Raw genomic sequence first — 19,235 nt, forward strand, 5'->3', positions numbered from 1 at the left:
GTTGAGGTGACGCACATGAGACCGATTATTGAATTTTGTTTAAGCAACTTGGCAAGCGGATCACATGATGCGATGGAAGAGCTAGAAAAAGACCCGAATTTAGATATAATTGAATACGGTTGCCTCAACCATTGCGGCACATGTGCGCTCGACTATTTCGCTCTCGTTAACGGCGAGTATATAGCTGGAGATACCCCAGAAGCGCTAGTTTCCAATATTTATAAATATTTAGAAGAAAATCCTATGTTTTAAGTGCTGCTAAGGAAGCTGCACCTACTTTGTTGCAGCTCCTTTCGATGATAAAGGAGCGATAAAATGGCCTTTTTACCTTTTAGCCACACATGGCCTTATGAGCAGCAAGGCAAAGACTTTTATATTGAAACATGCCCTTATTGCCAAACGGAACACGTGCTGACTCCCCTGAAAGAAAAGGATGTTGCACAGGCAAAAGAGTCATTCAAAGTTCGTCTTGTCATGCCATGTTGCCATAAAGTGATGACCATTCTTGAAGCGGATGATGATTATTTTTGGGCAGACGAACCGTTAAGAAAGTGAGGAAGAAAATGGAGTTTACAAAAATGCACGGCCTCGGCAACAGCTATATTTACATCAATCTATTTAAGGAATCTTTACCCGAAGAGCGCTTGGCTGAAACAGCGGTTTGGCTAGCTGATCCGAACCGAGGGATTGGCAGTGACGGCATGATATTGATTGGCCCTTCTACTTCATGCGCGATAAAAATGCGTATTTTTAATAATGATGGATCGGAAGCAAAAAATTGCGGGAATGGGTTGCGTTGCGTCGCAAAATATAGCTACGAACATGGGTTGGTTCACGAAAAGGCATTTTCGATTGAGACGTTGGGCGGTCCTGTTTTTGCTACTGTTGATGTGAATGAAGAGGGACGTGTCGGAGCAGTCACCATCAATATGGGACCGCCGCGTTTAATGAGGCAGGCAATTCCGATGATCGGCGGAGATGATAAGCCTGTTGTCGGTGAAAAGCTGGAGGCCAATGGCGAAACGGTTCAAGTGACGGCTGTTTCAATGGGAAATCCTCATGCAGTCATGTTTGTTAAGCAAATCGAGGAAGCGCCTGTTGAGACGCTTGGTCCTGTGATCGAAAAACATTCTCTGTTCCCAGACTGGGTTAACGCCGAGTGGGTAGAAGTGGTCAGCGAGACAGAACTTCATTTTCGCGTATGGGAACGAGGTTCAGGCATTACGCAAGCGTGCGGCACAGGGGCGTGCGCTGCAGTCGTCGCCAGTGTGTTAAATGGATATGCAAAACAGGGTGTCCCCGTTACGGTCCACTTGCTTGGCGGTGATCTAACAATTGTCTGGCAAGAAAATGGCGATGTGCTCATGAGTGGGCCAGCCGATTATATTTGCACAGGGAATGTCTTTCTTTAACGGATGCTTAAAAAGCCTGTTCCGCAAGTTTGCGGACAGGCTTTTTAAATGTTAATAGCGTTTTATTTCATTGTAGAATGTATCGCGTTCGATTGGTGTTTTGCCAGCTGTTTTGATCATATGAATCAGTTCTTTTCGCGTAATGCCTGCAGACGTTAATGCACCAACAGAATGGGAAATCCGTTCTTCAATTAATGTGCCATGGATGTCACTGGAGCCAAAAGTCAACGCCATTTGTGTCAACTGAACGCCAATGTTGATCCAATACGCTTTTATATGCTGGAAATTGTCGAGCATGAGGCGGCTGACAGCAATCGTACGCATATCATCGTAAGCGGAAGTACGACGGTTTAAGCCTGCCTTTACGTTTCGCGGCTGCATCGCTAGAGGAATGAAAACCATAAAACCGTTTGTACGGTCTTGCAAGTCGCGGACCCGTTGCATATGAATCAAGCGCTCTTCTTTCGTTTCAACTGAGCCGTAAAGCATCGTTGAATGAGTGCGCAAGCCAAGGTTGTGAGCCGTTTCGTGTGCTTCAAGCCATTGGTCTGTCGATGCTTTATCCGGGCTCATAATAGCACGGTACCGCTCAGTCAAAATTTCTGCACCGCCTCCAGTTAATGTGGCCAGCCCCGCGTCCATGAGCGTTTGGATCACTTCTTTCATAGAAATGCCAGCAAGGCGTGAGAAAAATTCAATCTCTGCTCCTGTATACGCTTTAATCGTTACTTGCGGGTAGTGCTTTTTCAACGTTTTTACGGTATTCACATAATACTCGAAACCGACTTCATTGTTGTGCCCGCCAACGATATGGAATTCGCGGATGTTGTCGTTCCAACGGTCTTCCACATATTTTAATAATGCTTCCTCATCCATCGTATAAGCGCCTTTTTCGCCTGGTTTGCGCTTAAAGCCACAAAATCCGCAGTTGGCTTCACACACGTTCGTTGGATTGATATAAAGGTTCTCGATAAAATAAACGTTTTGCCCGTTTTTCCGCTCGTTGACGATATTAGCCAGTTGTGCAACTCCGAGCAAATCAGGCGTTTCATATAAAACAAGGCCATCTTCTATCGAAAGGCGCTCGCCATGTAACACTTTTTCTTTCACTTCTTGAAGCTTCGTGTCTGCAAGTAGTACACTCATCTTCATTTCCTCCTTTTGGAACTCTTCACTTTTGCCATCGTGTTCCCTTCAAATCCGTACGAACCTATTATACTACTACCATTTTTAGAATGAAAGGCGCGTGAACCAGACGAAAAGGCAAAAGAAAACATTACAAACAAATAACAAATGGAAGATTATCGTTGCGTGGCAAGGGGATAATCTGTAAAATGTAGGCAATATGCGAAAAGGTGAATAGTTATAATAATGGGGTGGTCGTATTGCGTTTAACATATGAGGCTTGTCTAGAAAGGCTAGAGAGCCTAAGAGCTAAAATGCTCATCGCAGCAAAGCAGTACGGCATGTCACATCCTATTGTGTTAACATATAGCAAAGAAATTGACTTGATTCATAATTACTTGTTAGAAATGGAATCGAAGCGCTCGTTTCCGAAAACTTGAGTCTTCTTGCAAAACCCACTATACTGTAAGAATAAAGAAGGGAGGCATGTGGAATGATTACTCTTACGGATGCGGCTGTAAGCCAAATCGAAGCGATGAAAAAAGAGGAAGGCGATGCGTCCCTCATGCTTCGGATTGGCGTAAAAGGGGGCGGCTGTTCTGGCCTTTCCTACGCCATGGGTTTCGACAATGAGCAAGACGAAGAGGATACGAAAATCCATGTAAATGGCATCGACGTCTTGATCGACAAAGAAAGCGAGCCAATCGTAAAAGGATTGGTGATCGACTATAAACAAAACATGATGGGCGGCGGCTTTACACTCGATAATCCCAATGCGATTGCTAACTGCGGCTGCGGCGCATCTTTCCGTACAGCTGCTAACGCAGGGACGCCAGAGGATTGTTAATAAAAACGCTTGTCAGCAAAAACGAGCGTTTGTTTGCAACTTCCTTTAAACTGAAATACGTTTGTTAGACGAGGCGTGCATGTGAGGGAAGATTAAATAGAACAGGCGTTCATGAACATATGAGTGAGACAAACGACGAAGTATGCGAGCGTTTGTCTACAACTTTCCTTCAGACTGATAGAAAACGCTTGTCAGACGAGGAGTGCAGGCGAAGGAAGATGTGAATAGAACAGGTGTTCATGAACATATGAGTGAGACAAACGACGAAGTATGCGAGCGTTTGTCTACAACTTTCCTTCAGACTGATAGAAAACGCTTGTCAGACGAGGAGTGCAGGCGAAGGAAGATGTGAATAGAACAGGTGTTCATGAACATATGAGTGAGTCAAACGACGAAGTATGCGAGCGTTTGTCTACAGTCTGAACGGGCGGCAGAATTATTCTGCCGCCCGCTTCTTATGTTTCAATATAACGATTAAACCGTTTTTCTAAGTAGCGCTGCAAAAGAGACAGCAGTGAACAAATACCCCAATAGATCAAGGCGGCAACGATCAGAACGGTGAAATAATTAAATTCCCTGCCCCCGACGATCCGAGCCTGGTACATCAGCTCAGGCAAAGCAATGGTGGACGCGATCGACGTCATTTTAACTAGACCTAAAAAAATATTGCTGAGCGGTGGCAAAGCAATACGGACCGCCTGTGGCAAAATAATATGCTGCATCGCTTTTGCTTTCGACAATCCTAGGGAAGCAGCTGCTTCATGTTGTCCACGGTCAACAGCCGCCAAGGCGGAACGGTTCACTTCAGCGACGTACGCCGACGTATTAAGGCTGAAGCCTACAATAGCTGCAGCTACCGCGCTTAGCTGAAACCCAAATTCCGGCAAAGCGGCATACAGTAAAAACAATAAGAGCAAAATCGGCACGCCACGATTGAAAGAAATAAACAGCATACACGGTATGCGAACATAGGCTTGTTTTGACATACGTCCAAGCGCTAGTATAAACCCGAACACGAGTGCAATGGCCATGCTAATCACAGCAACAAAAAGCGTATATTGCAAGCCTTTTAAAATAAAGGGAAAGGATTCAATCGCAAGGTTTAGGTCAAATGAACGCATCTGCCAACACCCTATTGAAATTCAATATCATCAGGCAACGTTGTAACATCCTGGCCGTTAAAAAACTGTTTGGATAACTCACTGGCAGTGCCATCAGCGAGGAGCTGTTCAAGCGCTTCGTCGACTGCTTCTTTCAGACGGGGCTCTCCTTTTGCCATCATAAATGCTTGTTCACTAGGGTCGTAAAAGAGCGATGGGTGGACAACGACGTCTATTTCCGGCATCGCCTCAACTGTAATAGACTGCAAATAAAAATCATTTAAAATCACATCCCCTTGCCCTGTTTCGACTGCACGTAAATAAACATCATTTGTAACATTGTCAAAGAACAAAGGCTCTGCACCATACGATTCCGCTTTTTGCATATACGTTGTTGTTGGCGCGCCTAGAGCAATTTTGCCATCTAGGTCTTCCAATGTTTCGATGCCAGATAAATCATCAGCACGTACAATCGCGCTTCCATAAGAAAATTTATATGGCAATGAGAAATCAAAGTTTTTTTGCCGTTCCTCGGTAATGGCCAAACTGTTGGCGGCAAGGTGAACACGCCCGCTGTTTAGCGCTTGCGTCATCGTTTCCACGCCGATTTCTTCAAATGTTACATCGACATCGAGAAGGTCAGCTACTTCTTTAACGAGTTCGACTTCAAACCCCGTCAGTTCATTATCATCATCATGATAGGAAGTCGGAAACAAAGTCCCTGCAGTGGCAACGACGATCGTCCCCTTTTCTTCGATCGCATGCCATGCTTGGTTCTCGTCGCTCGCGTTTTCTTCAGCTGGTTCTTCTCCTTGGCAAGCGCTAAGCAAGCCAGCAGCAAGCCCAATGTAAGTAAACAGTTGCTTGTTCATCTATCATTCCTCCTGAAAGTATACGTCCTTTGTTAGTATGGGGATAAACGGACGAACAATCAAGAAACTTGTTTCTTCCATTATAAATAAGTCCAACAAATATAATCTTGTCGCGACAAAAACGACGAAATTGCATTTTTCTTTTATTGAAGGAGATGCTAAAGGCAATTAAGATGAAGCTCGAGAGATAGAACTCATCCATTTTTATGATTATCATTCTAAAGGAGGAAATAGAATGGCTGAAAAAGGGAGCATCCGTTCTCGAGTACAAAAATTTGGCAGTAATTTAAGTAGTATGATTATGCCAAATATCGGGGCTTTCATTGCATGGGGCTTGCTTACAGCAATTGCCGTACCGTCTGGCATTGAGTTGTTCCAAAACTTTGTTGACCCGATGATCACCTATTTGTTGCCCCTGTTAATTGCTTTTACCGGCGGGCGTCTCGTCCATGATTTTAGGGGCGGCGTTGTTGGCGCCACCGCAGCGATGGGTGTCATCGTTGCAGCTGATATGCCAATGTTTATCGGGGCAATGATTATGGGGCCTCTTGGTGGATATGTCATTAAAAAGTTTGACCAGGTGGTGGAAGGGAAAATCAAGCAAGGTTTTGAAATGCTTGTCAATAACTTTTCTGCCGGTATTCTTGGTGCAGCTTTAGCTTTATTTGGCTCTTTAGCGATTGGGCCCCTCGTCGCTGCCTTTACCCAAGTATTAGAAACTGGCGTTGACGCCATGATTAGCTGGGGCGTCTTGCCGCTCGTTTCGATTTTTATTGAACCAGCAAAAATTTTGTTTTTAAATAATGCGATTAACCACGGCGTCATTGGCCCAATTGCTGCTGGTCAAGTCGCTGAGTACGGCAAGTCCATCCTTTACTTGCTTGAAGCCAACCCTGGCCCAGGGATGGGCATCCTTCTCGCTTATATGATTTTTGGAAAAGGTGCGTCTCGTGCCTCGTCGTATGGAGCAGGGATTATCCATTTCTTTGGCGGCATCCACGAAATTTATTTCCCATATGTGTTGATGAAGCCATTGTTGATCGTAGCAGCCATTCTTGGCGGAGCAGGTGGTATTTTCACTTTGTCGCTGTTTAATGCTGGATTGGTGAGCGTCCCGTCTCCTGGAAGCATTATCTCCATTTTATTGCTTACAGCGTCAGATAGTTATGTGGGCGTCATTCTAAGCGTTCTTGTCGCAACGGCGATTTCGTTTGCTGTCGCATCCATGATTCTCAAATTTGACCGCAAGGGCGAGGAAGAGAATTTAGAGAAAGCACAAGGGAAAATCCAAGAAATGAAGGGGAAAACGACCGCTGCAGCCGAACCAAAAGCGACAGCAGAGGTCGACTATGGAAAGGTATCATCGATTATTTTTGCTTGTGACGCAGGAATGGGATCAAGTGCGATGGGCGCTTCAATTATGAAAGACCGCGTCAAAAAAGCAGGACTTGAAGGCATCTCGGTGGCCAATACAGCCATCAGCAACATACCAGATAGCGCAGATCTGATCATTACACACAAAGATTTAACAGAGCGTGCCAAACAAAAACAACCGAATGCGCTTCATGTATCGGTCGACAATTTTATGAACAGCCCTCGCTACCAAGAAATCATTGAGAAGCTGCAAGCGGCTCACACACAAGAGGAACAACAGCCTACAGACAAGCCGATCGAAAAAATTGTGTTTGCTTGCGATGCTGGTATGGGTTCTAGCGCAATGGGCGCTTCATTATTAAAAGACAAGTTTAAAAAAGCGGGCATTACGGGTATCCATGTATCGAATACGGCCATTAGCAACATTCCAGCAGACGCCGATCTTGTCGTTACTCATAAAGACTTAACAGAACGAGCGAAACAAAAACAGCCTGATGCTGAACATCTATCCGTAGAGAATTTCTTAAGCAGTCCCCGCTATGACGAGCTTGTGGAACGTCTAAAATAAATCGACATCCCCTTATAGGGGATGTTGTCTGTTTATTTAATAGGGAAGGGGGGATGAGTGTGCATATGACGGCAAGAGAACGCGTCTTGCTTCAGGCTTTGCTTGCCAACGAGCAGGGATTGACATTACAAGAGCTAGCTGATGTGGCCTCTGTCAGCGTACGGACGATACAACGAGACTTGCCAAGTTTGGCGAAAGTGGCCGCGCATTATCAACTCTCGTTAAACAGAGGTCATTTTCTTGTATTAGAAGGGGCGTCTAAGTATAAGCTAGCGTTAAAGGAGAAGCTGCAAACGATCGATGCTGCTGACTTCACCAGCGATGAACGTGTAGGGCTACTGTTGGCACTGCTTCTAGACGCCAATGAACCAGTTAAGCTGTTCGCTCTTGCAAAAGAGTTGAACGTCACGCCTGCCACTGTTGGCAGTGACTTGACAAAGGCGGCCGAATGGCTTGAACAGTTTGGCATTAAATTGATCCGTAAACGGGGCTACGGCATTGCCGTAAAAGGCACCGAAACGAATATTCGCCAAGCGATGTCGGCAATCTTAGCTGAAAACCTCACGGAGGAAGCGTTTTATGAAGCCGTCTATTCGGGGCAAATGCAAAATGAAGTCGCTAGCCGTCTTTTGCATTTTGTTGACTTAGATACAATCCGCCTTGTCCAGTCAACGATACAACGTGTGAAAGAAAAGCATTTTGATGACATGGCTGACCAATCATTTATTGCTCTTGTCGTCCATGCCACATTAGCGATTGAACGAATTAAGCAAGGCGAACAAATTAGAATGGACGCAGGCCAGCTTGAAGCATTGCATAAAGAAGACAGCCTGCCGATTGCACAGGAGTTGGCCGAGGCGCTTGCGCGAACGTTCCAAATAACAATTCCTGAGGCAGAGATTGGCTATTTAGTGATGCACTTGCGTGGGGCGCGGATTGGGCATATACAGAGAGAGCCGTTTGAGCAATCCAATGCAGAATTGGCAGGCAGATTAAAGCAGTTTATCGCCGGAATGGAACAGGAATTGTCTGTCTCTTTAGCCGAACCGTCCTTATTCCAAGGATTGCTCGCCCATCTTAAACCTGCTCTCTACCGGGTGAGACAAGGCATGAAAATCCATAATCCGCTGCTGGAAAAAGTAAAGGCCGATTATGCTGCTCTTTTTTCCGTGACAGCTAAACAAGCAAGTGAGGCGTTTGCGCCCCTTAAGCTGCCTGAAGAAGAAATTGGTTTTTTAACGCTTCATTTTGGGGCTGCACTTGAGCGGCGCAAACGATCCGTGTCTTTATCGGCATTGGTTGTATGTTCAAGTGGAATTGGTTCGGCCAAAATGTTGGCGAGCCGTATTAGACAAGAATTTCCCGAAATTTCCTCTATTACAAACGCCTCTTTGTTTGATTTGGACAAATATGACCCTGCCAGCTTTGATTTGTTCATTTCAACCGTCAAGGTGGAGACGAATAACAGGCAAGCGCTCCGTGTCAGCCCGATGTTAACTACTGACGAGGCCAGTTTAATTAAAGCAAATATCGATGAGCTTTTAAATGAGCAAACGATCACGGCAGCGCCGACTGTCCGAACAAACGTGGAAGAAAAGCGTTCATTTGCAGACATTAAACGGATGGCATCCTTTATCGAATCTTTTTTACAGTCGGTTCGCCTTGTCCCTGTGGATGAACTCCTTGCAGGCATTCGTGCTTGTTGCGCTATTCTTGAGGAAGAAGGGGCATTATCCGGGGCAAAACAAGTTTATGATGCGCTGCTTGCAAGGGAACGACTAGGTGGGATTGGCATTCCTGGTACAGGGTTGGCCTTGTTCCATACTCGTTTAAACGAAATAAAGCGGCCGACGTTTGTTTTTTTGGATCTAAAAACGGAAGCGCAAGTTGCTTCAATGGCAGATGGCAATGAAAGGATTAAACGGGCGATTCTCATGCTTGCTCCTGAACCTTTGGAAGAACAGGAGCTTGCGTTTATGAGTTTTGTTAGCATTTTGCTGATTGGCTCAGATGACGAAACGGCACTTTTCTATCAAGGAAGAGAGCGCGAGATTATACAGTTTCTTGAAGAAAAGTGCCGCGAGTTTATGATATCGTATATAAATGAAGGAGTGGACCAATCATGAGCATTTTAAAAGCAGAGAACATTAAAATTGGCGCGAGCGTGGCCTCGAAAGAAGAAGCGATTAAACTTGCCGGACAAGTGCTGGCTGACCAAGGCTATGTGAATGAACAGTACATTGACAAAATGTTTGCCCGGGAAGAATTGACGTCTACTTATATGGGGAACTTGCTTGCCATTCCTCATGGGACAGAGGATGCCCGAGAGGATGTTAAACAGTCGGGCTTATCGATTTTACTGCTTGATGATGAAATTGACTGGGACGGTAACCCTGTACAGCTTGTCATCGGCATTGCCGGCAAAGGAGATGAGCATTTAGAGATACTCTCCAAAATAGCGATCGCTTGCTCAGAAGAGGACAATGTTAGAGCACTTCTCCAAGTGAAAACAGCCGACGACGTACTTGACTTTTTTTCAGGAGTAACGGAATGATGAAGGCTGTTCATTTTGGCGCAGGCAATATCGGCCGTGGTTTTATTGGCGCCTTACTGGTCGATGCAGGTTATGAAGTGACATTTGTTGATGTAAACGAGGAGATCATAGACGCCCTTAACGAGCGAAATGAGTACGAAGTAACGATTGCGGGCGAAAGAAAAGAGACAGAGACGGTTACAAATGTGCGCGGAATTAACAGCAAAACAAATGAAAAGGAAGCGATTGACGCAATTGTCGAAGCGGAAATCGTTACAACTGCAGTAGGGCCGACTGTTTTGCCCTATATTGCTAAGACGATCGCACAAGGGTTAAAGCAACGGACTGCAGGTAAGCCAGTCAACATTATTGCTTGTGAAAATGCAATCCGGGCGACTTCTCAGTTGAAGAAAGACGTTTTGTCCTATCTTTCTGAAGAAGAAACGACAGCATTGTTGGAGGATGCTGGCTTCGCCGACGCTGCCGTCGATCGGATTGTGCCGAATGTCCAATCAGATGATATCCTTCATGTTACAGTAGAACCTTTTTTTGAGTGGGTCGTCGAAAAGCCTGCTCTGAAAGGAGATGCTGTACAGCTTGGCAAAGCAGTGCTTGTTGATGACCTAGCTCCATACATTGAGCGCAAGTTATTCACAGTTAACACTGGGCACGCCGTTGCCGCTTATGTTGGCTATCGCAAAGGAAAGAAAACAATTAAAGAGGCTTTGGCAGATGATTATATTAAACACCGTGTCCGCGGTGCTCTTAATGAGACGAAAGCGATGCTTGTAGAGGAATACCAGTTTGATGCCGAAGCCCATGAAGATTATATCGACAAAATTCTTCTCCGTTTTCAAAATCCTCATCTTGAAGACTTGGTTGAACGAGTTGGCCGCGGCCCTATCCGTAAGCTTGGACCAGCAGATCGACTCGTTAAACCTGCGAAGTATTTAGCCGAAAAAGGGCTTCATCCTGAGTCTTTGGCAGAAACGATTTTCGATGCCCTTCACTTTTATGCGGAAGGGGACCCAGAAAGCGAGCAGCTGCGAGCTCTTGTCGATGAAAAAGGGTATGTGGACGCGTTCTGTGAAATTTCTAAATTAGAAAAAGACCACCCGCTTGTTGAAATCGTCGCTAAAGAGTAGATGGCTTTGGCAAAGACATAGCAGGGAACGTAAAAATGAAAAGAAGCCAGCTAGGCGTTTCGCCGAAACTGGCTTCTTGTATGTTTTAAAACAGGCTTGTTGAATGTCCAGGGAATGCGCGAGCCGTCGGGTCAATATATACTTTCGCATTGTTGACAGCGGTAGGTGCTTCGCCAAAACCGGTGGCAATCAATTTGATTTTGCCGTCATACGTACTGACGTCGCCAGCGGCATAAACGCCAGGAATGTTTGTCTCCATTTTGGTGTTTACTGGAATCGCATTTTTGCGGATTTCCAGTCCCCACTCTTTAATAGGACCTAGCGTTGACACGAAGCCAAAGTTTACGATGACGTCATCGACGGCAATCGTTTCTGTCTGATCTCCTTTGACTTCTGAAAATGTTACCGCAGTTACACCGTTTTCGTCGCCCTGCAACTCTGCCGTTTCATAGGGCGTCAAAATTCGTACAGACGACTTTTTTAGCAAATCGACGCTGTGCTCATGGGCGCGGAACGCGTCACGGCGATGGACGAGCGTGACTTCTTTGGCAATTGGCTCAAGCATGAGCGCCCAGTCAACGGCTGAATCGCCGCCGCCGATAACGACAACACGTTTGCCGGTGAAAGCACTTAAGTCGCGAATAAAATAATGAATGTTTTTGTCTTCATAGAAGTCCGCTTTTTCGACTTGGAGCTTACGCGGGGCGAATGCGCCAGCTCCGGCCGTAATCAACACCGCTTTTGTATAATGGATATTGGCATCAGTGGTCAATACAAACGTTTCATCTTCTTGCTTTTCAAGCGTTTGCACTGCTTCTTCTAAAACAATTTCTGGCTGAAACTGTTGCGCTTGGGCAGTCAGTTGGTCAACCAAGTCCTGCGCTTTCACTTTTGGAAATCCAGCAACATCGTAAATGTATTTATCAGGATAAAGGGCTGAAAGCTGTCCGCCAAGTTGAGGCATGCTTTCAATCACTTTTACTTTCATTTTGCGCATTCCCGCATAAAAGGCAGCAAATAATCCAGCAGGACCGCCGCCGATAATGGTTAGATCAAACATGTCTTTCTGCTCTTGCAAAACCTCCACCCCCAAATGAAAATGAAATCCTTTCTCATTATACATGCACTTTCAGGCAAATACAAAGGACAGGTCTGTTTTTCCTTGCTCACATCCGTTTTCGCCGATGAAAGAAAAGGGAGCAGAAATAGCGGCTACTTTTTTTTATAGGGGAGTTGAAATTTGAACAAAAAACGAATATGATTAAAGTGTTAGAGATTGTGGCGAATTATTGAAAATGGGGATTCTCTGAAAGAGAAAGTGAAATGAATCACAAACACAAAAATATTTAACGAAAGCGGAAGTGATGAGAGTGAACAAGGCAAGAATTGTAATCGCTGGGGCAGGATATGGCGGCATGAATACAGCGGTTACGCTGTCAAAGAAGTTAGGGCCAAATGATGCATCCATTACCCTTGTAAACAAACATGATTACCACTACCAAACAACTTGGCTCCATGAACCGGCTGCGGGAACGCTTGAGCCCGACCGCACACGAGTCAAGATCACCGACGTTTTAAACACAAGTCGGGTCAACTTTGTGCAAGATGAAGTATTGGAAGTAAAAACCGACGAAAAGAAAGTGATGTTAAAAGATGGCGAGCTCGAATATGACTACTTAGTCCTAGCGCTAGGAGCAACTGCTGAGACGTTTGGCATTCCTGGCGTACACGAGCATGCCTTCACAAAATGGACGCTTAACGGAGCGCGCCAAGTCAAAGACCATATTGATGCCCAATTTGCCAACTATAACAATGTAGAAGACAAGCATGAAGGCTTGCTTACATTTGTTGTTGCAGGTGCAGGGTTTACAGGAATCGAGTTTATTGGCGAACTTTCAGAGCGTGTGCCTGAGCTTTGCAAAACATATGATGTGCCTCGTGAAAAAGTAAGGCTGTTTGTCGTTGAAGCAGCGCCAACTGCATTGCCTGGCTTCGATCCAGAGCTGGTCGAATACGCTATGAACTTGTTGGAAAGCCGCGGCGTTGAGTTTAAAATCAACACACCGATTAAAGAAGTCACTGCTTCTGGCGTCATTGTCGGCGAAGGTGAAGAAATTAAAGCAGAAACGGTTATTTGGGCGACTGGTGTGCGCGGAAACCCTGTTATTGAGAAATCAGGATTTGAAGCAATGCGCGGCCGTGTCAAAGTCAATCCTGACTTGCGTGCTCCAGGACATGAAGATGTCTTCATTATTGGCGATTGTGCACTCATCATCAATGAAGAAACAGACAGGCCATATCCGCCGACTGCGCAAATCGCGATGCAAATGGCGAAAACTTGTTCGAATAACTTAATTGCCCTGAACAAGGGAAGCTCTAACCTCGAAACCTTCAAGTTTGATAATAAAGGGACTGTCGCTTCTCTTGGCGGAAAGCAAGCAATTGGCGTTGTTGGCTCCCGCAAAATTTACGGCGGCACAGCAAACTTTATGAAAAAAATGATTGATAACCGGGCACTCTTTATTCTTGGCGGCCCACTCCTCACGTTGAAAAAAGGCAAATTTCCTTTTTAATGAGCGAAACGGGACGAATTTTGCTTAGCCAAAATTCGTCCTTTTTCTATGTTCAAAAGCTCAGACTTTAGCCAAACGCTCGCAGACATCCCGCTTATAGACTTGTTCTATTGCTCATGGCTGTACGTTTGTATTTTCGTTTGCCTGGGCTTGTCTGACACGTTTTCTACCGTCTGGTTGATGTGTTCGACTTTGTCGACAACATCAAGCTTTTTTAGTACACTAAGTTTTGTAGGAGGGCGCTTACATGAATGAAATCCATATACTGCAACTGATCGTATCGATTTTGCTGTTTTTTGTTTTGTTTGCGGGTATCGGCTTTTTGCTTAATATGGTGCTGCGGTTAACATGGATTATGGCGTTTCTTTATCCAATTGTAGTGTTGCTGATTGTTAACGAAGAGCCTTATCGCCAATATATCGCTGCTCCAGGACAAGCATTTCCGGCTTTGTTTGAAAAAGTCGTGTCTCTTCATCTAGCAGACTTGATTATTTTAGCAAGCGGCTTTTTAGGGGCCGTTGCCTCGGGGATTATTATGAAACTGCTCCGCAAAGCGGGCTATCAAATGTTTTAAGCAAACAGGCGTGATTTTAGCCTGTTTTTTTGTGCATATTCTCTCTTTTGCTGGCAATGCTGTAAAAAGAGGAGTGTGACGTATGCTTAAATCAACCCACTTAAGAAAATGGATGTTTCGCGCGGTGATGGTCGTTTTGTTTATGGCCGCGCTGCTCACAACTGTTCATGTCTTTACTAATTTAACTGTCTTCCATTTTCATTCTCTACCAAGCGTAGAAAAGCGCACTGCTGTTCAAGCAAAGACGATTCCAGGCGTAACAGTGCCGGTTTACAAAATGATGGAAAAGGAATTGGATACCAGTCTTTATGAACGGACAAGAGTAACTGCCACTGGCTATACGGCAGGGGTCGAGTCAACTGGGAAAGCGCCTGGCGATCCTGCCTATGGCATCACGTATTCTGGCTTGCCGGTGGAGCGCAATACGTATTCAACGATTGCTGCAGACCCTGCTGTGTTTCCGATTGGCTCCATTTTATTTGTACCAGGTTACGGGTATGGGGTAGTGGCAGATACAGGATCCGCTATAAAGGGGAAACACATCGATTTATATTATCCTACCGTTGCGGATGTCTATAACGAGTGGGGGAAACAAGAGCTTGATGTGTATATGATTAAAAAAGGAAGCGGCGAATTGACGCAAAAAGAGCTTGATGATTTAAATAGCGCTGCATCTATACATGTGTTTCGTCGTCGCACATAATAGTGCGGACAGGCTGTTAAAAAAGCCTGTCCGCTCGCATTTAACCTATGAACCATGTATGCAATAGCAACGCGAGGATAATTCCCAGCAACGCGCCGAAAAATACTTCAATTGGCTGATGGCCAAGTAACTCTTTTAGTTTTTGTTCATTTTCTTTCTTAGGCCACGTTTTAATTTCTTCTACAAGCTTGTTGAAGTCTTGCACGAGCTGGTTTAACACAGTGGCATGGTAGCCTGCGTGGCGCCTAACGCCTGTAGCATCAAACATGACAATAATGCCAAGCACAGCGGATACGGCAAAAAGGGAAGAGTCCAACCCATGCTCAATCGCTACGGCAGTAGACAAGGCGGTAACAGCCGCCGAATGAGAGCTGGGCATCCCGCCTGTACTTGTGAACAATGAAAAATCAAGTTTTTTTGTAGCAAAAAAGGCGAGTGGAATCTTAATCGCTTGCGCAATAATAATTGCCGTAAATGCCGCCCAAAGCGGGAAATTATCCAAAATTTCCATGTTCTCTTCCTTTCGCTGATAAGCCTCTTTAATTCGTATAGTATAACATACGTTCATGGCGATTTCCTTGACGGGATATTGATTTTTTGTAAGGGATTTTAGCCGCTATGGTATACTGGCAGTGAGGAGGGAATTGCATGTTTTATCTAACAGATCAATGGACAATGGCTTCATCGGAGGAAGTGCTCGTTGTCGGAATATGGAAGAAAAAGCCTTTTAGCGGTATAGTGAAGTCGCTAGACGAGGCATTGGCAGGACAGTTGGGAGAGTTAAAAAAGCAAACCGTTTTTCCAAAGAAAAGCGGTGGTATCCTCACCATTCCTACGCTTGGTTTGATTGCTGCTAAACGTATTTATGCGATCTACTTAGGGGAAGAGGATGGATTCGGGACAGACGAGTTGCGGGAATGTCTCGGCCATGTAGGAAAGCAACTAAAAAAAGAACGTGTGGAAACTGCAGGGGTGTTGCTGGATAGTTTTGTGACAGACGCTGTTTCGGCGGAAGATGCTGCCTTTGGGATTGGAGAAGGCATAGCTCTTGGTAGCTACGATAAACAGACGTATAAAGAAAAGAGCAATGAACCGATTAGAACCCTTGCAAAAGTAACGCTTTATAGCAACAGAGAAGGGCTCACCTTTTATGCTGACCGGGGATATACATATGGAAAGGGGACAAATTTGGCGCGCAAGCTCGTGAATATGCCAGGCAACCTCTTGACGCCAAGCGACTTGGCCAATGAATCAGAGGCGCTTGCTAAAACATACGGCTTTGCATTCAATGTTCTTGAGCGAGAGGATATGGAACGCTTTGGAATGGGGGCGCTATTAGCTGTCGCTAATGGAAGCGATCAACCGCCGAAAATGATTATTATCCGCTACGATGGCAACCCTGAAAGCGACGATGTAACAGGGCTTGTCGGAAAAGGAATTACGTTTGATTCTGGCGGCTATTCGTTAAAACCTCCTGCCAACATGCATGAAATGAAAAACGATATGGGCGGAGCGGCAGCAGTGCTTGGGGCGATGGCCATTATTGGTGAAATGAAACCGAAAGTCAATGTATTGGCCGTCATTCCATCAAGTGAAAATTTAATTAATGGCTCCGCGATGAAGCCAGGTGATGTCATCTGTTCACTAAGCGGCAAAACAATTGAAATGCGCAATGCAGACGCCGAGGGGCGTTTGGTTTTAGCAGATGGGATTACGTATGCGAAACAGCTTGGCGCCAAACGGCTTATCGATGTAGCAACGTTAACAGGCGCTTGTGTTGTGGCTCTTGGCCACGAAACGACTGGAGGAGTCGCTAACGATGATGCGCTCATGGAGGCGGTTAAAGCAGCAGGCGATAAAGCAGGAGAGCCAATTTGGCAGTTTCCAAGTGGAAAAGGGTATAAAAAGCTGTTAGAATCGAGCGATATCGCCGACTTGAACAATTCACCTGGGCGTCCAGGCGCAAGCATAACAGCTGGGTTGTTTATCGGCGCCTTTGCCGAAAAAACGCCGTGGGTCCATCTCGACATTGCCGGAACGGGTTATTTAAACAAAGCAACAACCATTGGTCCGGCAGGAGCCACAGGGGTGATGGCGCGGACGTTAGCCCATTATGTTGAGTCGTTAAGCGAAGCATAACTTACTTTCGTTTCCCATTTTTTGTTCTTGTACGCATGGCGAAATAGGATTATAATACGGAGTAAGGATTCGTGTGAGCAGATTGTTTCTGGACGAGGAAGGAGAACAAAATGATTGAAACGGCCTATGTCGAAATAAAGCGTACGCGAGAACTTGGCACCATGGGGCGGAAATGCCGTGTTTTTCTTAACGACCATTTTGTCGGTGCATTAAAACGAAAACAAAAAATGACGATCGAAGTTCCAGCAGGCACCCATACGCTTTTTGCTACAAATGATGCATCCTTTACGGAACCAGTAAAATTGTCTGTTCAAGCAGGCGACACTATTTCTTACCAATTAAAAGGGCGCCGCAACAAATCATTATCGTTTACAAAAATCATTGCTTTTTAATCGAAGCGCTAAAGGTTATTCCTTTAGCGTTTTTTATTTTGCATATGCATATGTGTGTGCCGATCAATGTGAGGCGTGTTGATTTGATTCTAGATGGAGGCGTTTTTTTGGCAGCACGGCAATGGTTGACAGAAAAAAACGGGCATGGTAACGTAGTAAATGTTTTCGTTGTTTAATGATTTAATAAGATAAAGGAATTGGTATGTATGAATGCTGTTGTCGTCGCAGTTGGCTTAATGCTGCTTTTGAGTTTGCTACGTGTGCACGTTGTGTTGGCTTTAGCGATATCGGCTATTGTTGGCGGGCTTGTTGGTGGGCTAAGTTTTAACACAACAGTCCAAGTGTTTACAGCTGGATTGGGAGGCAATGCAGAAATTGCTTTTAGCTACGCTCTGTTGGGCGGATTTGCTATTGCACTAGCTAAAACAGGGCTACCAGACTTTTTAATTGGCAAACTCCAGCAGTGGATGGAACGAAAAGGAGAGAGCAGGCGGCAGACGTTGACAAAAATGTTGCTTTTTCTAATGTTGACCATTGTCGCGTGCATGTCACAAAATCTGATACCGATCCACATTGCTTTTATTCCAATTTTAATTCCGCCAATTTTAACCATCTTAAATCAGCTACAAGTAGACAGACGTTTAATTGCTTGTATTCTCACCTTTGGCCTCACAGCTCCTTATATGCTTCTCCCTTATGGGTTCGGCCAACTTTTTCATCGTATCATTGCCGACAATATGGCACAAAGCGGGCTTGTAATCGATATGGCGATGATACCTGAAGCCATGCTTCTGCCGACAGCAAGTTCTGTACTTGGCTTGGCGATTGCCGTATTTGTAAGTTATCGCAAAAACAGAGCGTATGATGACGAACCACTGGCCGGCTTTGGGCATGTACAAGAACAGCAGTCCTATACAAAGTGGACACTGACCGCCGCTGGGGTGGCAGTTGTCGTTACAGTTGCTGTGCAATGGGCATATAGCGACTCGATGGTACCAGCTGCGTTGTCTGGCATTTTCGTATTGTTGGCTACGAGAGCCGTGCAATTTCGAATTGCCGACGACATGATTACCGACGGTATGAAAATGATGGCTTTTATCGGCTTTGTTATGCTTGCCGCTGCCGGTTTTGCTGATGTAATTAGGGAAACGGGGCACGTAGAAACACTTGTGGCCGACGTCGTCGCTGCCCTTGGAGGCAATAAAGCGATTGCGGTAGTGGCGATGCTTGCTGTTGGGCTAGTTATTACTTTAGGCATTGGCTCATCGTTTTCGACAATTCCGATCATTGCAGTGTTATTTGTGCCCCTTGGCATGGAGCTAGGTTTATCCACAATGGCGATTATTTCGCTCATTGGTTCAGCAGGGGCAATTGGCGATGCAGGAGCGCCTGCATCTGATTCAACTCTAGGCTCTACTGCAGGCTTAAATGCCGACGGCCAACACAACCATATTTGGGATACATGTGTGCCGACTTTTCTCCACTTTACCGTTCCGTTGTTTGTATTTGGTTGGATCGCAGCAATGGTCTTGTAGGGAAGGGTGGGAACGAAAAAACGCAAGCGTTCGCGGGCGAGCGCTTGCGTTCTCTTATTTTACAGCGTCTTTTAGTTGTTTGCCCGCTTTAAATGCAGGCGTTTTTGTGGCGGCGATATCGATTTCTTCACCTGTTTGTGGATTGCGGCCTTTTCTTGCTGCTCGCTCGCGGACTTCAAAGTTGCCGAAGCCAATTAGTTGGACACTTTCACCTTTGCCAAGTGACTCTGAAATTAAATCAAACATGCTGTTAACGGCAGCCGATGCATCTTTTTTTGAAAGCTGGGTGCGTTCAGCAAGGGCATTAATCAATTCTGTTTTATTCATCATACCACTCCTCAAA

General features: G+C 45.4%; 21 protein-coding genes. 15 read left to right on the forward strand and 6 right to left on the reverse strand.

The features are described from left to right. Positions 1 to 15 precede the first annotated feature (15 nt). From N6H06_RS20565 to dapF, 3 genes are all read left to right on the forward strand, one after another. A complete protein-coding gene (locus tag N6H06_RS20565; protein ID WP_062749872.1) occupies positions 16 to 252 on the forward strand; it encodes a YuzB family protein in 237 nt (78 codons plus the stop codon). A gap of 63 nt (positions 253 to 315) precedes the next feature. Further along, positions 316 to 555, forward strand: a complete 240-nt coding sequence (locus tag N6H06_RS20570; RefSeq protein WP_062749871.1) for a hypothetical protein — start codon at positions 316 to 318, stop codon at positions 553 to 555. Between the two features lie 8 nt (positions 556 to 563). Next, entirely contained in the window at positions 564 to 1,412 is an 849-nt protein-coding gene (dapF, locus tag N6H06_RS20575) for a diaminopimelate epimerase (RefSeq protein WP_212954101.1), read from the forward strand. 51 nt (positions 1,413 to 1,463) lie between these two features. On the opposite strand, the gene mqnE is transcribed toward dapF, so the two are convergent. After that, the gene (gene mqnE, locus N6H06_RS20580; protein WP_062749869.1) at positions 1,464 to 2,558 is read right to left on the reverse strand and encodes an aminofutalosine synthase MqnE; all 1,095 of its coding nucleotides are present in this window, start codon (positions 2,556 to 2,558) and stop codon (positions 1,464 to 1,466) included. Between the two features lie 230 nt (positions 2,559 to 2,788). On the opposite strand from mqnE, the gene N6H06_RS20585 reads away from it, so the two are divergent. Both N6H06_RS20585 and N6H06_RS20590 read left to right on the forward strand, forming a co-directional pair. Continuing rightward, positions 2,789 to 2,977 (forward strand): Spo0E family sporulation regulatory protein-aspartic acid phosphatase, encoded by a 189-nt coding sequence (locus N6H06_RS20585; protein WP_051881153.1) that lies wholly within the window; start codon positions 2,789 to 2,791, stop codon positions 2,975 to 2,977. Positions 2,978 to 3,030: 53 nt separating this feature from the next. Continuing rightward, on the forward strand, positions 3,031 to 3,384 hold the full coding sequence (locus tag N6H06_RS20590; protein ID WP_062749868.1) for a HesB/IscA family protein: 354 nt from the start codon (positions 3,031 to 3,033) through the stop codon (positions 3,382 to 3,384). 455 nt (positions 3,385 to 3,839) lie between these two features. Here the strand turns inward: N6H06_RS20590 and N6H06_RS20595 are convergent, their stop codons facing one another. Together N6H06_RS20595 and N6H06_RS20600 are read right to left on the reverse strand one after the other, a co-directional pair. Further along, on the reverse strand, positions 3,840 to 4,505 hold the full coding sequence (locus N6H06_RS20595) for an amino acid ABC transporter permease (RefSeq protein WP_062749867.1): 666 nt from the start codon (positions 4,503 to 4,505) through the stop codon (positions 3,840 to 3,842). A gap of 11 nt (positions 4,506 to 4,516) precedes the next feature. Further along, positions 4,517 to 5,356, reverse strand: coding sequence for a transporter substrate-binding domain-containing protein (locus tag N6H06_RS20600; RefSeq protein WP_062749866.1), 840 nt, complete (start codon positions 5,354 to 5,356; stop codon positions 4,517 to 4,519). Between the two features lie 235 nt (positions 5,357 to 5,591). On the opposite strand from N6H06_RS20600, the gene N6H06_RS20605 reads away from it, so the two are divergent. The 4 genes from N6H06_RS20605 to N6H06_RS20620 all read left to right on the forward strand — a co-directional run bounded on the left by N6H06_RS20605 (position 5,592) and on the right by N6H06_RS20620 (position 10,976). Continuing rightward, entirely contained in the window at positions 5,592 to 7,298 is a 1,707-nt protein-coding gene (locus N6H06_RS20605; protein ID WP_212954100.1) for a PTS mannitol-specific transporter subunit IIBC, read from the forward strand. 65 nt (positions 7,299 to 7,363) lie between these two features. Next, on the forward strand, positions 7,364 to 9,424 hold the full coding sequence (locus tag N6H06_RS20610; protein ID WP_263707900.1) for a BglG family transcription antiterminator: 2,061 nt from the start codon (positions 7,364 to 7,366) through the stop codon (positions 9,422 to 9,424). Beyond that, positions 9,421 to 9,852 carry a PTS sugar transporter subunit IIA gene (locus tag N6H06_RS20615; protein ID WP_263707847.1) on the forward strand — a complete coding sequence of 144 codons (432 nt, stop codon included), beginning with the start codon at positions 9,421 to 9,423 and terminating at the stop codon, positions 9,850 to 9,852. The genes N6H06_RS20610 and N6H06_RS20615 overlap by 4 nt, the downstream gene beginning before the upstream one ends. Continuing rightward, complete coding sequence (locus N6H06_RS20620; protein WP_263707901.1) at positions 9,852 to 10,976, forward strand: mannitol-1-phosphate 5-dehydrogenase; 1,125 nt, start codon at positions 9,852 to 9,854, stop codon at positions 10,974 to 10,976. The genes N6H06_RS20615 and N6H06_RS20620 overlap by 1 nt, the downstream gene beginning before the upstream one ends. Positions 10,977 to 11,061: 85 nt before the next feature. On the opposite strand, the gene N6H06_RS20625 is transcribed toward N6H06_RS20620, so the two are convergent. Next, positions 11,062 to 12,099 carry an NAD(P)/FAD-dependent oxidoreductase gene (locus tag N6H06_RS20625; RefSeq protein WP_179289391.1) on the reverse strand — a complete coding sequence of 346 codons (1,038 nt, stop codon included), beginning with the start codon at positions 12,097 to 12,099 and terminating at the stop codon, positions 11,062 to 11,064. A 247-nt stretch (positions 12,100 to 12,346) separates the two neighbouring features. On the opposite strand from N6H06_RS20625, the gene N6H06_RS20630 reads away from it, so the two are divergent. The 3 genes from N6H06_RS20630 (at position 12,347) to N6H06_RS20640 (ending at position 14,826) form a co-directional block, all read left to right on the forward strand. Then, positions 12,347 to 13,549, forward strand: a complete 1,203-nt coding sequence (locus tag N6H06_RS20630) for an NAD(P)/FAD-dependent oxidoreductase (RefSeq protein WP_082808396.1) — start codon at positions 12,347 to 12,349, stop codon at positions 13,547 to 13,549. A 247-nt stretch (positions 13,550 to 13,796) separates the two neighbouring features. After that, entirely contained in the window at positions 13,797 to 14,123 is a 327-nt protein-coding gene (locus N6H06_RS20635; protein ID WP_062749861.1) for a YuiB family protein, read from the forward strand. Between the two features lie 82 nt (positions 14,124 to 14,205). Next, positions 14,206 to 14,826: a 3D domain-containing protein gene (locus tag N6H06_RS20640; RefSeq protein WP_212954096.1), complete on the forward strand. Its 621-nt coding sequence runs from the start codon at positions 14,206 to 14,208 to the stop codon at positions 14,824 to 14,826. Between the two features lie 40 nt (positions 14,827 to 14,866). On the opposite strand, the gene N6H06_RS20645 is transcribed toward N6H06_RS20640, so the two are convergent. Continuing rightward, on the reverse strand, positions 14,867 to 15,337 hold the full coding sequence (locus tag N6H06_RS20645) for a divergent PAP2 family protein (RefSeq protein WP_062749859.1): 471 nt from the start codon (positions 15,335 to 15,337) through the stop codon (positions 14,867 to 14,869). Positions 15,338 to 15,474: 137 nt separating this feature from the next. On the opposite strand from N6H06_RS20645, the gene N6H06_RS20650 reads away from it, so the two are divergent. The 3 genes from N6H06_RS20650 (at position 15,475) to N6H06_RS20660 (ending at position 18,892) form a co-directional block, all read left to right on the forward strand. Next, the gene (locus tag N6H06_RS20650; protein WP_263707848.1) at positions 15,475 to 16,965 is read left to right on the forward strand and encodes a leucyl aminopeptidase; all 1,491 of its coding nucleotides are present in this window, start codon (positions 15,475 to 15,477) and stop codon (positions 16,963 to 16,965) included. A 110-nt stretch (positions 16,966 to 17,075) separates the two neighbouring features. Next, complete coding sequence (locus N6H06_RS20655) at positions 17,076 to 17,357, forward strand: hypothetical protein (protein ID WP_011247761.1); 282 nt, start codon at positions 17,076 to 17,078, stop codon at positions 17,355 to 17,357. Between the two features lie 206 nt (positions 17,358 to 17,563). Then, positions 17,564 to 18,892 (forward strand): Na+/H+ antiporter family protein, encoded by a 1,329-nt coding sequence (locus N6H06_RS20660; protein ID WP_062749857.1) that lies wholly within the window; start codon positions 17,564 to 17,566, stop codon positions 18,890 to 18,892. Between the two features lie 54 nt (positions 18,893 to 18,946). Here N6H06_RS20660 and N6H06_RS20665 read toward each other — a convergent pair whose 3' ends face one another. Continuing rightward, entirely contained in the window at positions 18,947 to 19,219 is a 273-nt protein-coding gene (locus N6H06_RS20665; protein WP_011247759.1) for an HU family DNA-binding protein, read from the reverse strand. Positions 19,220 to 19,235 lie beyond the last annotated feature (16 nt).

It is taken from the genome of Shouchella tritolerans (assembly GCF_025770735.1).
GTDB lineage: Bacteria > Bacillota > Bacilli > Bacillales > Bacillaceae_D > Shouchella > Shouchella tritolerans.

Excerpts from the sequence above, each read along its gene's own strand:
- N6H06_RS20590 (WP_062749868.1), top strand. The coding sequence starts at position 3,031 with ATGATTACTCTTACGGATGCGGCTGTAAGCCAAATCGAAGCGATGAAA.
- N6H06_RS20655 (WP_011247761.1), top strand. The coding sequence starts at position 17,076 with ATGATTGAAACGGCCTATGTCGAAATAAAGCGTACGCGAGAACTTGGC.
- N6H06_RS20650 (WP_263707848.1), top strand. The coding sequence starts at position 15,475 with ATGTTTTATCTAACAGATCAATGGACAATGGCTTCATCGGAGGAAGTG.
- N6H06_RS20565 (WP_062749872.1), top strand. The coding sequence starts at position 16 with ATGAGACCGATTATTGAATTTTGTTTAAGCAACTTGGCAAGCGGATCA.
- N6H06_RS20665 (WP_011247759.1), bottom strand. The coding sequence starts at position 19,219 with ATGAATAAAACAGAATTGATTAATGCCCTTGCTGAACGCACCCAGCTT.
- N6H06_RS20625 (WP_179289391.1), bottom strand. The coding sequence starts at position 12,099 with ATGTATAATGAGAAAGGATTTCATTTTCATTTGGGGGTGGAGGTTTTG.
- dapF (WP_212954101.1), top strand. The coding sequence starts at position 564 with ATGGAGTTTACAAAAATGCACGGCCTCGGCAACAGCTATATTTACATC.
- N6H06_RS20570 (WP_062749871.1), top strand. The coding sequence starts at position 316 with ATGGCCTTTTTACCTTTTAGCCACACATGGCCTTATGAGCAGCAAGGC.
- N6H06_RS20635 (WP_062749861.1), top strand. The coding sequence starts at position 13,797 with ATGAATGAAATCCATATACTGCAACTGATCGTATCGATTTTGCTGTTT.
- N6H06_RS20610 (WP_263707900.1), top strand. The coding sequence starts at position 7,364 with ATGACGGCAAGAGAACGCGTCTTGCTTCAGGCTTTGCTTGCCAACGAG.
- N6H06_RS20620 (WP_263707901.1), top strand. The coding sequence starts at position 9,852 with ATGAAGGCTGTTCATTTTGGCGCAGGCAATATCGGCCGTGGTTTTATT.
- N6H06_RS20645 (WP_062749859.1), bottom strand. The coding sequence starts at position 15,337 with ATGGAAATTTTGGATAATTTCCCGCTTTGGGCGGCATTTACGGCAATT.
- N6H06_RS20600 (WP_062749866.1), bottom strand. The coding sequence starts at position 5,356 with ATGAACAAGCAACTGTTTACTTACATTGGGCTTGCTGCTGGCTTGCTT.
- N6H06_RS20595 (WP_062749867.1), bottom strand. The coding sequence starts at position 4,505 with ATGCGTTCATTTGACCTAAACCTTGCGATTGAATCCTTTCCCTTTATT.
- N6H06_RS20615 (WP_263707847.1), top strand. The coding sequence starts at position 9,421 with ATGAGCATTTTAAAAGCAGAGAACATTAAAATTGGCGCGAGCGTGGCC.
- N6H06_RS20660 (WP_062749857.1), top strand. The coding sequence starts at position 17,564 with ATGAATGCTGTTGTCGTCGCAGTTGGCTTAATGCTGCTTTTGAGTTTG.
- mqnE (WP_062749869.1), bottom strand. The coding sequence starts at position 2,558 with ATGAGTGTACTACTTGCAGACACGAAGCTTCAAGAAGTGAAAGAAAAA.
- N6H06_RS20640 (WP_212954096.1), top strand. The coding sequence starts at position 14,206 with ATGCTTAAATCAACCCACTTAAGAAAATGGATGTTTCGCGCGGTGATG.
- N6H06_RS20605 (WP_212954100.1), top strand. The coding sequence starts at position 5,592 with ATGGCTGAAAAAGGGAGCATCCGTTCTCGAGTACAAAAATTTGGCAGT.